Below are 13,744 nucleotides of genomic sequence, written 5' to 3'. Positions count from 1 at the left end.
TTACAATCTCCTTTCTTTAATGGTGCGGTTGATTTTCTGTTCATCCGCTTTGTTGTTCATGTAGCTAAGGACGATGACGAATGCGTAAGAGAGCAACCCGGTCACGACCGTCATAGCAACATAGAAAGGCACGAGTGGGAAAAGGTCGAATAAGACACCAGCGCCGAGCAGGACAAGAATGACACAAAGTGCACCGACCCCATGCAAGATGAAAGGCTGCTCAATCGGAAGTCTGTGCGACAAGGAAATAAGAAAAGTGATGCAAATAGCGATCAGCAACAAGGACATGCTCATCTTTTCATCCAGCGGAGGAAAGAAGGACAGCAGCCGGAATAGGGAATAGAAGATCGTGCTCGCCGTAAACGCGAAGCAAGCAGCACTTATATAAATGAATGCGTTTTTCAATGGTCTCCTCCTCGCAGGAAATATTCCCGGAATGACTTGGCATAATGCCGGTTGACAATCACTTTTTCACCCGTGTCAAGAAGTGCTTCAAACTTGCCGTTCAGTAATGCCCTTACGCTTTCAATCTGCTTCATGTTAACAATTAAATGCTTACTGATACGCAGGAAGTGTGTTTCTTTCAATCGTTCTTCAAATGTATATAGCTTTAAATCACTTTCAAAAACATCTGTGGACGTGCATAAAAATGTTTGGTTGTCGACTGTCTCGATATACAGTACATCGTGCAAATCAATCGAATGGATACGACCTTCCAGCTTTCCGGTAAAAGTCATTGCCATCTGATTAATCTGTCGGATGAGCCCTGCCAGCTGGTCATCGATTTCCGAACAACGGATGATAATCTCGACTTCGTCAAAATCCTTCGACTCTTCAATCTTCAAACGGATGCCCCTCACCCCCGTATTTTTCCTAATCTTGCTAAAAGCGTATCATGCACAAACGGAACCGACAATGGGCTTTGCGGTGACCTGCCATTTACGGTATGTAAGATGCATATCATTCTGTTCGTGATGAAAGAATAATCGCCACTCAGGCGTTCGAATTAAAAAGACAACCCACCCATTCCAAAATGGTCGGATTGCCTTTTTACATACTTGAATGAGTGATATACACTCACTTCCAATAATTATTTGCGGCTGCAACGGTTTGAAAATGGGTAGCGACCACATGGGAGGCCATTGTCAGACTGTCGGCATTTTCGGCATACTCAGGACGCAGTTTCTCGCGGACATCCGCGGACGTTTGTGTATATGCAACGCCTTTTCTTGCCAGTTTCAAAGCGAGTTCAAATCCTTGCTGGGGGGTGTCTGTCTGTAAGCTTGTCAACCAATCTTCCATTCGATCATCTCCTTTTAAGTTACTTTAAACATACCGCTAGAAAAATAGTTATTCAATTATTTAAACTCTTCTACATATTTTTTGTGACTCAAGAACATTCAAAAGGTATTACCATCTGAAAAATCACTACTCTTTATCGTAATTTATTTATTTCCAAGAATATGATAATCTTAATAAAACATTCCGGACCCGTGTACGGTTACTTTTCGCCGCATACGCTAGAAGTTGAAGGATACAGTTAGACTGCCAACTGCCGTAAAGGAATACTGTACGTATTTACTAATAGAAAGGATGAGCTGATGTCGAACCGGATACTCTCTCTAGCTATCTGTCTGTCAGTTTGTATGCTTGTCGGTGCCTGTTCGGAGAAGGAAACGAGCGGTGTTGTGGACGTTGTCGAGGAAACAGAAAAGGCAGTTGAGATTACAGAAGGGACAAAGACACCACTGCCAGTAAATGCGCATGAAGAAGACGTGTTGTCAATTGAAACAATCATCGTCGACAATGAAATCGTGAAAAACGAAAATCCAGCCATTTTGAAAAAAGAAATGCTGTTCCTTCCTGCAAGCGTATTTGAATCCATGCGTATGGACGTGGAATGGGAAGCTGCAGAGCAAAGTTTATTGTTGCGAAACAATGAAATGGCGTTGATGCTGACAGCAAGTGTGAATGAAGCGGATTTGAACGGTCAGCCATTCCCATTGGTGGCTGCACCTGAAGTGAGGGAAGGCATGCTGTATGTGCCTAGCCATATTGTGGAAGGCGCGATAGGCGGGGCTATTTACTATGATCCGTATATGGCGGAGGTTACGATTTTCACACCGAGCTATATTAAAGACTATCAGATCGATTTGGCGCAGTTGAATACAGATGTCGAGATGTACTTGGCGGAAATGGAACAAAATAGGATGGAGGCGGAAGAAACAAAGTCGGATGGACCTGAACAATCAGATGGACAGGAGAATACGGATACAACCCCTACACCGGCAGGTCCTGTGGATATGAAGCGCTTATCCGGCATGTACGCGGGTTTCCGCCCGGATACGAATGGCTATGCTTGCGGCGGAATGTGCTGGGATTTTTACACATTCCTGCCGAAGAAGAGAGTAGTGATCGGTCTGCCGGCAAAAGGAGGTCCGGAAACTGTGGATTGCCAAGTAGATGAATGTTTGACGTATTCCATCAAGGGCAATCAGTTGAAGCTAAGCAATGGCGATACAGTTGCAATCAATACATCTGCCAAAGGTGCTTTTATGCTCGGTGGTGTCCAGATGGCTGCAGTCGAACCGGTCCAAAGTGGCTTGAAACTCAATGATACGTATAAGTATACGGGGTATTCCGGGTTGATTGGCATTAATCCTGCTGCGACATCGTGGACGTATGTATTGCGCCTTGAAACGGACGGCCAATTTGAATTGACGGGCACGAGTTTAGGCAGTCTAGCCATGCCAGGTAGCGCAATTTCGCAGACAGATTCAAATGGAAGAGAGGACAGAGGGACGTATTCAATTGAAGGGAATACAATTACGTTGAAGAGTGCAGATGGATCGATCCATCAGGCGCTGTTCTTCTTACACGACGGGGATAAAGAGGATATCCAGGTCGGACTGCGGAATTATTATGTGGATTAAAAAAGCACCTAAGAATTTTGATGAGTAATGCTAATGAAAGCAGGTAAACAACATGTCAATCAATGAAAAGGCGCTTCAACTTTTTGAGGCAAATGAATATAGCGAGGCACTCGGACTGCTGGAACAGGCGGTTAAGGAAGAGCGAACCGTGCAAGCGCTGAATAACTTGGCGTGGATGTATCTATACGAAGAAGAGGATGCGAAACGCGCCAAACCGCTTCTTGAAGAGGTGATTGCCATGCATCCGTCGTCGTACTTTCCGTATGCGATGCTCGGTGAAATCGCCCTGCAGGAAAAACAGTGGGCAAGTGCACGCGAACTACTTCATACTTCTCTCGCCATCAAGCACTCACGAGAAGCGGTGCACAATTTGGCAGTTGCCGACTACCATACCGGACGTCTCCAACAAGCGGCGGACGGTTTTCATTCGATTGCCGAAGACTCGGATATTAGTAGTTGGTATGAAGTAAGTGTACGCATTCAAAACGGAGAAACAGCTGTCGCCAAATCGATTCTCGATCGCTGGAACGACCAATCAGACCAGTATCTTGGTGCGATCGAAGCCGCCGATGCCTATGCAGAAATCGGCTGTTTGCGTGAAGCGCGGAAGATGTATGAAAAAGAGTGGAAAGAGTATGTTGTCTCCTCTTATGTCATTAGTCGGTATGCGTATGTTTTGTTTCATCTGCAAGATACAGAAGCTTGCAGGCAAGTCATTGATCAGGCAATTGCAGACAAGGCAATTGAAATGGAAGAGGAACGCCAAGAACCGTGTGATGAACATTGGTCGGCAACCGATAAAGCCGAAAGAATTGATGAGTTGCATAGGGAGCTAAGCGGACTACAGCAATTGTTTGACCAATTGCAGGCGGGATTCCGACCGCCATTCGAATTTGAAATGCATACTGAGGGCGGTTGCTATCTATTCGGTTGCAAACAGCATGGCCATCCGGAATACGTCGGAATAGGGGAGTAGTTGTTCACGCTGGAAAACAATAAGAAATTGCTCAGTCTACATAAATGGATGTACAGGTATAACCTGCGCAATGGGGGAGGTTCACGCATGAAAACACTGGATATTGTGCTTAGCGTTATCGTCATCGTGGCAGGGATTATCATCCTAGTGACGAAGAGATATGAATTTATGGTTTTTTATGTCATTATACTAGGGGTTTTCAGTTTAACTACTGGAATTAGAGATATTCGGAAAGACGAACATGACGCGAGTGCCTATATGAGAATCATCCTATTTGGGATCCTATTTGTGTACTTTATATTTATATCCGCAAATGGTGGTTTTCGCTAGAAAAAAACGCGAATTTGAATAAGTGATTACTCGAACGAAACGCAACAGTTTGAGTAGACAAAGGAGTCCACCATCATTTTAGAGGATGGCGGACTCCTTTTCTACTGCCCAAATAGTCCATATCAACATCTATACCTTTAGATATTAAATATTATATCGATATAAGAGTAGAGTATAAAATAGGGAGGAAAGATGATGGACTCGATTGAGCAATTAGTATTAAGTGATTTAAAGCATAAAAACCGTTTAATGGTGCTTACGATGGGTTTTACATTGTTAGCGGCATTTGTGTTGGCAGCCGTAACAAGTGACATGGGCCCAACGATTTTATATGGCATCGACTTTTTAGGTGTGGTCGGTTACTACTTTTTATTTGTCCGATTTTTAAAGAAGCCGAATTGGTATCCGTACGCGGCAATATTCCATGTCTATACATTGACCTTAATCGGAAATATTCTGTTCGGAGGGAATGTGAAGACGGTTTTAATTGTATTATTCTTAGCGATTTTCTCCGCCATTCAGTTGAAACTGACACCATTCTTGTTCGGGTACATATACGGTTTTGTGTTATTGGTCACTAACCGATTAACGAGTGTTGAGGAAATGGTTGGAGAGCTATTCAGCTACTCGGTCCTCTTGTATATACTGTTAGGCATTATGTTTGTCGTCATTATAAGGTTGACGAGTGGACAATTTCGCCAAGTGGCTGCATATACGCGAGAGTTTGCTGAAGATGCAACACGGCAAGAACACGAGAAAGCTGTTTTGGAAAGGAGTGTCGCTGAAATTATCGAGAGAATTTCGGCAATGAACGTACGCATTCAGCAAAATATGTCTGCTCAGAACAATATGTCGACTGTTGTGGAAGAGATGGCGGACGGTAGCCAATCGCAAGCGGATCAAATTTCTGCCATTGCTCAAAATACCGTCTCCATGAAAGACGGAATCGCTTCTTTCTTCCATGTAGCGAATCGATTGAAAGAGGAATCCAATGAGGCAAACGAAGTCGCAGTTGAAGGAAACAGGCAAATCGGCATCCTATCGACTGACATGTCTATATTAAAGAAAAACATCGCTGATTTACATGAGACATATTTGTCTTTATCCAATAAATTGAAAGAGACAAATGAATTTACTGCTCTTATTAAAGGCATTTCGGAACAGACGAATTTGCTTGCGCTCAATGCATCGATTGAAGCCGCTCGTGCTGGTGAGGCAGGAAAAGGGTTTGCAGTCGTTGCTGAGGAGATTCGGAAATTAGCTGAAGTGACGAATGGAACTACCGGGAAAATCACATCAAATTTAGCTGAACTGAATGAAAGTAATCGTGCCGCCTTTAGAATGATGTCAGAGAGCAGTGAAAAGATTGAACAAAATACAATGACGACTGAAGAAGTTTCCAATCAAATTGTAAAAATCGCTTCTACTCTAGTGTTTCTCGATGAAGAGCTTATCCAATTTGCATCTTCTTCGACAGAGATGATTGAGCAGTCAACAGAAATCGAAAATGCAACGAATAATTTTGCAGCTATCGTCGAAGAGACCTCTGCCAATTTGCAGGAGATGAGCAAAATTATTGAAAATCTAACGGTCGATAGCCGGATTGTAGCGGAGGAAATGGATCATACGGCTCAGAAGGTTAGCAAATTGCAGAACGGGTAATGAGAAGTAGATAGAAATTGTAAGCAAAAAAGATGTTCTATTTATGTTATTTCGATATAATAATGATAGTTCGAGAGTTATAGGTTGAAAGGAGCAATTGATCATGAATTATAAAAATATCACTATAGCAGGAAGTGGCGTTTTAGGAAGTCAAATCGCTTATCAAACAGCTTTTAAAGGATTTAACGTTTCGGTTTATGACATTACTGATGAAGCATTGAACACTGCCAAAGAGCGTATTACTAAATTAAAAGAATATTACAAAGCTGATTTACAAGCTACGGATGCAGATTTGGACGCTGCATTTGAACGGCTTTCATTCAATAGCGACCTTGCACAGGCGGTTGAAAATGCAGATCTTGTCATTGAAGCAATTCCTGAAGTCGTAAGTATTAAGACGGATTTCTACACAAAGCTAGGGGAAGTGGCACCTGAAAAAACAGTGTTTGCTACGAACTCTTCGACTTTATTACCAAGTCAATTTGCTGAAGCGACGGGACGCCCCGAGAAATTTTTAGCACTCCATTTTGCGAATGAAATTTGGAAAAATAATACGGCGGAAGTCATGAAGCATCCTGGTACGGACGAAGCCGTGTTCAACGATGTGCTTACATTCGCATCGGCGATTGGAATGGTACCACTGCCGTTGTATAAGGAGCAGCCTGGCTATATTTTGAACTCCCTGTTAGTGCCGTTTTTAGATGCAGCGCAAACATTGCTTGCAAAAGAAGTGGCTGATATCGAAACAATCGATAAAACATGGATGATTGGGACAGGCGCACCACTTGGTCCATTTGCCATCTTAGATATCGTTGGCGTGACGACTGCGTATCATATTGTTTCCGCGAAAGCGAAAGCAACCGGAAACCCGGACGCACAAAAAGTGGCAGATCTGATGAAAGAAAATTATATTGATAAAGGAAAACTGGGTCGTGAAACAGGAGAAGGATTTTATAAGTATCCAAACCCGGCATTCGCACATCCAGATTTCTTAAAAGGTTGATTGACAACTAAGTAAGGGACGGTTTTTTTAGCCGTCCTTTTTTGTTTGTTTTGAATCGGGATTCACTCATGAATAGTTTCTTTGCAGTAGACCAATCCTACTGATTTCATACATAAAACAGGAGACAATCACGATGATAGGTGACTGTCTCCTGTTAATTAATTGCCTATCTTCAATGGATGCTCATGATTATGAGAACCCTTACATTTAAGGTGCCAAGAGGTTGATCGTCGTAATAATGATCGGTGCACTGAAAATGACATCCATTAGAAATGCGCCAACAATTGGTACGACAAGAAACGCGGTACGGGAAGGACCGAATTTATTGACAGTTGCTCCCATATTGGCCATTGCATTCGGTGTTGCGCCAAGGCCATGGCCGAGGAATCCAGCGACCATAACGGCTGCATCATAGTCTTTGCCTAGGGCGCGGAACATAATGAAGACAGCGAATCCGATAATGAAGATTACTTGGAAAAGGATGATTCCGACAAGCGGCAGTGCGAGTCCCGCCACTTCCCATAATTTAATGCTCATGAGTGCCATTGATAAGAAGATAGCGAGTGACACATCCCCGATTAAGTTAATTTCACTCATGTTAACTGTTCCCGGTAAGAAACGATCGACGATATTCCGTAGGAGAACTGCCACGAACATAGCCCCTATATAAGCAGGAAGTACAAAACCTGTTGCTTGGGTGAACATGTCGCCAAGTATCGTTCCACCTGCCATGGACAGTGTAATCATCGTAACTTGGACCATGAATGAATGCTGCCCAATAGGCTTTTCGTCTTCATCTACAAATTCAGAAATTGTGCCTGCAACCGGTTTTAAATTATGCTTGCCGATTAGATACTTAGCGATTGGACCACCTGACAGACTGCCGCAAATTAGGCCAAGCGTCGCCGCAGCTAACCCAATCGTGACAGCGGAGGAAATGCCGAGCCCCTCAATGGTTTGACCGTATGCTGCTGCACCCCCATGTCCGCCACTCATGGAAACAGCTCCACTCATGACACCGAGTAATGGATCGATATTAAATACTTTTGCTAGGGAGACACCAATCACGTTCTGCATGAATACGGTTACACCACAGAGCAATAAATAAATGACAAGCAGCTTGCCGCCGAGCTTAATCAATTTAAAGCTTGCGCCGAGACCGACTGTCGTGAAAAAGGCAATCATGAATAGCGACTGTAACGACGTGTCCAATTTGATTTCAACAATGCCTGTTGATTGGAGAATGAGAGCCATAACGGCGAATAGCAGGCCGCCAACAACAGGCGCAGGAATCAGGAAGCGATCCAAGATGCCGATTCTATTGACGAGTACCATACCAAGCAGATACAGTGCCGCCGCTAAAAATAAAGTTGATATTTGGTTGATTTCTATCATGCGTGTTCACCTGTCCTTTATAAATGAAATCCTCTAGCTTGCTCGTATTGTTTTTCAATTGCTGCTTGTCTACCGTAATTATTGTTGAACGTGTTCAAAGGCAGTCAAGCGCTTTCCGCCCTAAACCATTTTGATGTATAGTAGGCATACAATACAAGCGTTAATTAATGGATGAGCGTTAGATAGTGTATTGGAAAAATTCGAACTGAAACCAGGCTTTCTATTGGAGTACCCGATTTAGCGGTAAATAGACATGCTGCCGAATGTAACGACCTTAAATACTTTAACAGATTTTCCGCAAAAAAGAGTGGAATTTGTCGAAAATAAAGAGGAAGCACTATTTTACGTAAGGACTTTTGAAAGCATGGATAGGATATCCATGAACGAAGAAGAATAGTAGCTGTATTTTTCACACCATTAATGTCATGAATGATTGTCAATTTCCCTTGCTAAAGAACCTCTCCATGAACTTTGGTATAATTTAGAGAGCATTGTGAAAAACGGGGTGGAATTATGAAACTGGAAAAATGGAAACAGCAGTTGCTGGAAAGTAAAGATTTATTCATCGGAGAAAGTACGGCTGTGCGGTCATCGATTCTTATTCCGCTCGTTGAGGTTGATGGCGAATGGTCTGTATTGTTCGAAGTTCGGTCGTCACGGATGAGGTTCCAGCCAGGGGATATCTGTTTTCCTGGAGGACGAATCGATGCGACAGATGCATCGCCCCTTGAAGCGGCTTTGCGTGAGACGCATGAAGAACTAGGCATCAGCCCTGACACGATAGAAGTGGTCGGCTCGCTTAGCCCGTACGTGGGCTCTCTGTCATTTGTTGTCTATCCGTTCGTTGGCATTGTAGATTTGAAAGAGATCATTACGTCTTACAATGTGGACGAAGTAGAAGAAGTATTTACGGTTCCCCTTCAATGGTTGCTCACCCACGAGCCGTATATGCATGAAATCGACGTGGATATCACACCGCCCCAGTCGTTTCCTTTTGATAAAATCCCAAATGGAGATCAGTATCAATGGCGGAAGCGTACAATTGAAGAATGGTTTTATGAATACGGCTCCTATACGATATGGGGGATGACAGCAAGAATTTTAAAACATTTTATGGATGTCATTCGTGCATGACCGTAACCAAGCAAAAAAAGTTGTGTGGCGCAATGAGCACCACACAACTAGCTTGGCGTTAAAGGTCCCGTAATTCCAGTACGTCTCCAGTGACGGCATCAATAGCCATATCCGAATCCAACAAACCGCACAGGACGTATTTCTCCTGCATCTTGTCGTATACATACACTGGGTCTAATGTGATGTAGGGAACCATTTTTTCGAATGCCTCTTCTTGTCCGATTTTCGTATCCGGAGCAGGAGTAAAGGAATCGAACATCGCAAGCATCGCCGTATTATCGATGATGTTCGAAACAGTCATCGTCTTTCTGTCAATCAGTGTAACGAGTTTCGGGCGGAAGATTTCCTGATTTTTGCTCGCCGTATAACAGAAAGCCTCAATTTGGTTGTAGGCAATTCGAAGCTCTTGCAACCGCCATTTACCGCTATCTTCCGGATATTCCATCCGCAAAGCATCGCGCACGAGCGTAATGCATATATCGAGCTCTTCGGCAGTTAGCTCATTCTTGTCGCTTCGTGTCTCCGCGTTAAAAGCCTCATCCACACTCACTTCTTCGCCTGCATCGATGAACCGGCGTTCGATCTTGCCTTCGAGAGGCTCTTCCCATTCCATTACGTAGTCAACTTCAGTCATCCGTTCGTCAATGTTGAAAGGAATGCAGCGTTTTCCGTCTGCCGTGACATATACTTCATCGATTGCGTAAACAGGAACGAATCGTTCATCGGCTTCAGAAGGGAAGTTGACGACCGTTAGATGCTCTTTGACGATCGGTTCGATTTCTTCAAGTGTCAGAGTGAAAACCTGTTTTTCAATTAATGAAAGGTTAGGCAGTTCTCCGTACGTTGAAAACACCATCAACTGTCCGTCCTTGCCAATCTCCACATTCAAGTGAAAACCAGGAGACAGTGTAATGCCATCGACGCGGGAAGCAAATCGGAATTCATTGCTGCTGGCCAATTCCGGGAAAAAGTCTTGCTCGTATGTTAAACCCGTCACGCTTTCCAGCCAGGCAGCCGCTTCTTCAACTGTCCGTTCTTTAAAAGGGACAACCGTCGAAAAGTTTTTCCCCATCGTGAAAATGACACTCGTAAAACGGCCTGTACGAATATCATAATCAATACTTGCCGTGCCATCGGGGTTCAAATCTTCATCCACCGGCCCCTCGATGTCTGTTGGATACCACTCCAAATTGACGGTATAATCTTGCCCATTCCGTTTTTCGTAGATCGCAAAACGTTCAAGTGTATACTCTTCAAGCCCGAATTCCTTCCAAGCTCTATTTGCAATTGCCTGTATCCGTTCATCCATACAACCACTCCTCTGAAATTACAATTCTATAAACTTATCCTACCATAATCATCCGGTCGAGAATCAAAAATGCCGCTTGTACGTCCTATTTGCAAAAGCTTTACTTTATAACTACTACTAAAAATTGCGCTAAACTGTAATGGGTGAATAACTACTGACAGACACCTAACGACTAGTCACGATGCAGGTTTTTTCGCTCCGTTTGTCGAATTGACAAAAAGGAATAAGAACGATAAGGAAAATCAAGTACGTTAAACGTGAAGACGGAAATGCCAGTTGGACTGAACAGTTAGCCGGTTACATAGAAAGGGTGCGGAACAATGACTTACTATTATCGAATCGCTCAGTTTCCGCAAGATGCGAAGCGAATTCATGAATTAAACTATAAAACGTTTGTGGAGGAAATTCCACAACATCGTCCGAACGAAAATGGTCTGATGGTCGACCGATTCCATAATGAAAATACGTATGTGCTCTGTCTCAAAGAAGAAGAAATTATCGGGATGATTGCGCTGCGTTCGACACGTCCGTTTTCATTGGATAATAAAATTGGACAGATTGAAGATCGTTTAGCAGATCCACCAAAGAATCCGGTAGAAATTCGATTGCTTGCGATTGACTCTGCGCACCGAACAGGACGGGCGTTTTTTGGACTCATGCAAGCGCTAGTGAATTGGTGTCTGAAAGCGGGGCATGATGCTGCAGTTATTTCGGGAACTGTCCGGGAACTGAAACTGTATACGAGAATGGGTTTTGTCCCGTTTGCGGAACCGGTTGGTACGGAAGAAGCAACGTATATTCCGATGATCATCGTCCACGATACATTTGAGCAAGGTGCGGCGAAACGTCTTGGCTTGCCAATGGTGAATTTGTTGCCTGGCCCTGTCTCGATTGCTGAAAGTGTTCAGCAAGCACTAGGGAAGGAACCGGTTTCCCATCGTTCTCCTGCTTACGCTCAGCTGCTCACATCGACGACGGACATGTTAAAAGAACTGACTGGCGCGAACCATCTACAGTTACTGCAAGGAACGGGAACACTCGCAAACGATGCAGTTGCCGCTCAGTTGTCACGGATAGCTGGCAAAGGGCTTATTCTCGTCAATGGTGAATTCGGCCGTCGCTTAACCGACCATGCGAAACGGTTTGGTTTGTCGTTTGACTGTTCGGAAAAGGACTGGGGCAAAGCATTTTGTATGAAGCAACTTGAAGACCAGTTTCAATCACATCACTATGACTGGGTCTGGTTTGTACATCTTGAAACATCGACAGGAATAGTAAATGATTTGGAACGACTAACGAAGCTCGCTAAGGAAAACGGTATCCGAGTCGCTGTCGATTGCGCTAGCTCCCTCGGAACGATCCCGGTCAATTTGACGAAGGTGGATTTTGCATCTTCTGTCAGTGGAAAAGGATTGGCGAGTTACGCGGGGCTCAGCTTTGTATGTCATCATGCAGAAATTGAGCCTGATGAAACATTGCCGCGTTATTTAGACCTCGGCCTCTACGGAATGAAAGGCGGCATCCCGTTCACGCAATCGTCCAATTTACTGAATGCATTGCATCAGTCGCTCATGAATATTCTAGAAAGTCCGACGCAACATTTCGAGCACATCTACTTACAGACACAACGGCTACGTGAAGGGATTGCGCATCTCGGTTTCCGTCTATTATCTGCAGAAACTGCAAGTAATTCAAATGTGCTCACGATTGAACTGCCTCCTAACGAATCTTCAAAGAAACTTGGGGACGACTTGTTTCTCAACGGTTTTCGAGTGCATTATGAGAGTGAGTATTTGACAGAGCGCAATTGGTTGCAACTTGCGGTGATGAACGACGTGGGAGACGTTGCCGTTGAGCGGCTGTTGGATGTACTGAAACATTTGAAAAAGTGTCGTCCCACATGCTTAGAATAAACACGATTTCTATTGAGCTTGTCGGGAGGGGGAATTAGATGAAGAAAGGCTTGATCGCAATAGCGTTCTTGCTCATTGCCATAGCTGTCGTATGGACAGCTACTTATGTAATCCGGGACGGTGAATTCTCAAAAAGGAGTCATACGATTGTAATGGAAGAGCATTTTGATAATGGGGAAGCGATGTATTTGGGGTATAAATTTTTGTGGGAAGGGATTGGTCGTCCAACATTGATGGAAGTGGCGTTACTGAAAAAAGATGGTACCGTCCTTACACAAGAAGATGCCTTTCGTATTCAGCCATATGTAGAAAATTCACCAGAGAATCAAATTGGTGCGCTAAATGAGGAAACCGTTATAAACGATGGATTGGCAGATCATTTATTGCCTCTTAAAGGCTTTAAAGTGGATTCGAATTTTCGTATTGTGTTACGGGTAGAATATGATGAAAATCAACCCGTTCCTGAAATCGATCGGCTACGCATTACGTATAAAAAATTCGGAGTCACACGGCAGCAGATAATTGCGTTTGAAGGTATTCTTATCGATGAGTCATGAAAACAGCAGGCACTCGGACATGATCCGGGTGCCTGCTATTTTTATGCTAATTCTTTCATATACCAAGCATCCATCGTAGAATGCTCTGAACCGTCCAGCGGCTCATCGAGAAGCTGGAACCCTACTTTCGTGTAAAGGGAATTCGCAACTTCCAGTTTGTTCATCGTTTCCAAATAGCAATACGCATAATGCTGTTGTGCAAAATCGAGTGCCGTTTCCATCAGTTTCTTGGAGTGACCGCCGCCTTGCGCGTTTGGTGCGATATAAAGCTTCTGCAGTTCACAAACACCGGATTGCTGACCGAAAGGCGCAATGCCGACACCGCCAACGACGTGATCATTGTCGTCAACAAGTACCCAATAGTTTGCATTCGGTTGTTGCTTGTAAAATTGAGCTAGGCTGCCGAGCTGAGGGTCAAAATAAGCTGTGCCGGGAATAGCCAACCCGAATGATTCCAATGAACGTTTAATGATGTTCTCGATTAGGCCATTGTCTTTTTCTTCAATTTCACGAATACGCATGCTGTCATCTC

14 protein-coding genes are annotated in these 13,744 nt (G+C 43.9%); 8 read left to right on the top strand and 6 right to left on the bottom strand.

The window, feature by feature from the left end; genetic code table 11:
• From QWT69_RS13335 to QWT69_RS13325, 3 genes are all read right to left on the bottom strand, one after another.
• Nucleotides 1-405 (bottom strand): DUF3021 family protein, encoded by a 405-nt coding sequence (locus QWT69_RS13335; protein WP_317966377.1) that lies wholly within the window; start codon nt 403-405, stop codon nt 1-3.
• The gene (locus QWT69_RS13330) at nt 402-845 is read right to left on the bottom strand and encodes a LytTR family DNA-binding domain-containing protein (RefSeq protein ID WP_317966375.1); all 444 of its coding nucleotides are present in this window, start codon (nt 843-845) and stop codon (nt 402-404) included. The genes QWT69_RS13335 and QWT69_RS13330 overlap by 4 nt, the downstream gene beginning before the upstream one ends.
• A 232-nt stretch (nt 846-1,077) precedes the next feature.
• Nucleotides 1,078-1,302, bottom strand: coding sequence for a hexameric tyrosine-coordinated heme protein (locus QWT69_RS13325; RefSeq protein WP_317966373.1), 225 nt, complete (start codon nt 1,300-1,302; stop codon nt 1,078-1,080).
• A gap of 299 nt (nt 1,303-1,601) precedes the next feature.
• Between QWT69_RS13325 and QWT69_RS13320 the strand changes: the two genes are divergently transcribed.
• The 5 genes from QWT69_RS13320 to QWT69_RS13300 all read left to right on the top strand — a co-directional run bounded on the left by QWT69_RS13320 (nt 1,602) and on the right by QWT69_RS13300 (nt 6,904).
• Complete coding sequence (locus tag QWT69_RS13320) at nt 1,602-2,933, top strand: stalk domain-containing protein (RefSeq protein WP_317966371.1); 1,332 nt, start codon at nt 1,602-1,604, stop codon at nt 2,931-2,933.
• A gap of 52 nt (nt 2,934-2,985) precedes the next feature.
• The gene (locus tag QWT69_RS13315) at nt 2,986-3,909 is read left to right on the top strand and encodes a tetratricopeptide repeat protein (protein ID WP_317966369.1); all 924 of its coding nucleotides are present in this window, start codon (nt 2,986-2,988) and stop codon (nt 3,907-3,909) included.
• Nucleotides 3,910-3,996: 87 nt separating this feature from the next.
• Entirely contained in the window at nt 3,997-4,239 is a 243-nt protein-coding gene (locus tag QWT69_RS13310) for a hypothetical protein (protein ID WP_317966367.1), read from the top strand.
• 192 nt (nt 4,240-4,431) lie between these two features.
• Nucleotides 4,432-5,901: a methyl-accepting chemotaxis protein gene (locus tag QWT69_RS13305; RefSeq protein WP_317966365.1), complete on the top strand. Its 1,470-nt coding sequence runs from the start codon at nt 4,432-4,434 to the stop codon at nt 5,899-5,901.
• A gap of 103 nt (nt 5,902-6,004) precedes the next feature.
• The gene (locus tag QWT69_RS13300) at nt 6,005-6,904 is read left to right on the top strand and encodes a 3-hydroxyacyl-CoA dehydrogenase (protein WP_317966363.1); all 900 of its coding nucleotides are present in this window, start codon (nt 6,005-6,007) and stop codon (nt 6,902-6,904) included.
• Nucleotides 6,905-7,111: 207 nt separating this feature from the next.
• Here QWT69_RS13300 and gltS read toward each other — a convergent pair whose 3' ends face one another.
• Nucleotides 7,112-8,299: a sodium/glutamate symporter gene (gene gltS, locus QWT69_RS13295; protein ID WP_317966361.1), complete on the bottom strand. Its 1,188-nt coding sequence runs from the start codon at nt 8,297-8,299 to the stop codon at nt 7,112-7,114.
• A 513-nt stretch (nt 8,300-8,812) separates the two neighbouring features.
• On the opposite strand from gltS, the gene QWT69_RS13290 reads away from it, so the two are divergent.
• A complete protein-coding gene (locus tag QWT69_RS13290; RefSeq protein ID WP_317966359.1) occupies nt 8,813-9,433 on the top strand; it encodes an NUDIX hydrolase in 621 nt (206 codons plus the stop codon).
• Nucleotides 9,434-9,491: 58 nt separating this feature from the next.
• Here QWT69_RS13290 and QWT69_RS13285 read toward each other — a convergent pair whose 3' ends face one another.
• Entirely contained in the window at nt 9,492-10,742 is a 1,251-nt protein-coding gene (locus QWT69_RS13285; RefSeq protein ID WP_317966357.1) for a hypothetical protein, read from the bottom strand.
• 320 nt (nt 10,743-11,062) lie between these two features.
• Between QWT69_RS13285 and QWT69_RS13280 the strand changes: the two genes are divergently transcribed.
• Together QWT69_RS13280 and QWT69_RS13275 are read left to right on the top strand one after the other, a co-directional pair.
• Nucleotides 11,063-12,655: an aminotransferase class V-fold PLP-dependent enzyme gene (locus QWT69_RS13280; RefSeq protein WP_317966356.1), complete on the top strand. Its 1,593-nt coding sequence runs from the start codon at nt 11,063-11,065 to the stop codon at nt 12,653-12,655.
• 38 nt (nt 12,656-12,693) lie between these two features.
• Nucleotides 12,694-13,212 (top strand): hypothetical protein, encoded by a 519-nt coding sequence (locus QWT69_RS13275; protein ID WP_317966355.1) that lies wholly within the window; start codon nt 12,694-12,696, stop codon nt 13,210-13,212.
• Between the two features lie 41 nt (nt 13,213-13,253).
• On the opposite strand, the gene QWT69_RS13270 is transcribed toward QWT69_RS13275, so the two are convergent.
• On the bottom strand, nt 13,254-13,733 hold the full coding sequence (locus tag QWT69_RS13270) for a GNAT family N-acetyltransferase (protein WP_317966354.1): 480 nt from the start codon (nt 13,731-13,733) through the stop codon (nt 13,254-13,256).
• Between the last annotated feature and the right edge of the window lie 11 nt (nt 13,734-13,744).

The organism is Sporosarcina oncorhynchi (assembly GCF_033304615.1).
Taxonomy (GTDB): Bacteria; Bacillota; Bacilli; order Bacillales_A; family Planococcaceae; genus Sporosarcina; species Sporosarcina oncorhynchi.
This window is presented reverse-complemented; position numbering and strand designations above follow the sequence as displayed.

What these genes read in the sequence shown, in the direction of transcription:
- QWT69_RS13305 (WP_317966365.1), top strand. Translation starts at nt 4,432, where the DNA reads ATGATGGACTCGATTGAGCAATTAGTATTAAGTGATTTAAAGCATAAA.
- QWT69_RS13325 (WP_317966373.1), bottom strand. Translation starts at nt 1,302, where the DNA reads ATGGAAGATTGGTTGACAAGCTTACAGACAGACACCCCCCAGCAAGGA.
- QWT69_RS13280 (WP_317966356.1), top strand. Translation starts at nt 11,063, where the DNA reads ATGACTTACTATTATCGAATCGCTCAGTTTCCGCAAGATGCGAAGCGA.
- QWT69_RS13310 (WP_317966367.1), top strand. Translation starts at nt 3,997, where the DNA reads ATGAAAACACTGGATATTGTGCTTAGCGTTATCGTCATCGTGGCAGGG.
- QWT69_RS13270 (WP_317966354.1), bottom strand. Translation starts at nt 13,733, where the DNA reads ATGCGTATTCGTGAAATTGAAGAAAAAGACAATGGCCTAATCGAGAAC.
- gltS (WP_317966361.1), bottom strand. Translation starts at nt 8,299, where the DNA reads ATGATAGAAATCAACCAAATATCAACTTTATTTTTAGCGGCGGCACTG.
- QWT69_RS13285 (WP_317966357.1), bottom strand. Translation starts at nt 10,742, where the DNA reads ATGGATGAACGGATACAGGCAATTGCAAATAGAGCTTGGAAGGAATTC.
- QWT69_RS13320 (WP_317966371.1), top strand. Translation starts at nt 1,602, where the DNA reads ATGTCGAACCGGATACTCTCTCTAGCTATCTGTCTGTCAGTTTGTATG.
- QWT69_RS13290 (WP_317966359.1), top strand. Translation starts at nt 8,813, where the DNA reads ATGAAACTGGAAAAATGGAAACAGCAGTTGCTGGAAAGTAAAGATTTA.
- QWT69_RS13300 (WP_317966363.1), top strand. Translation starts at nt 6,005, where the DNA reads ATGAATTATAAAAATATCACTATAGCAGGAAGTGGCGTTTTAGGAAGT.
- QWT69_RS13315 (WP_317966369.1), top strand. Translation starts at nt 2,986, where the DNA reads ATGTCAATCAATGAAAAGGCGCTTCAACTTTTTGAGGCAAATGAATAT.
- QWT69_RS13275 (WP_317966355.1), top strand. Translation starts at nt 12,694, where the DNA reads ATGAAGAAAGGCTTGATCGCAATAGCGTTCTTGCTCATTGCCATAGCT.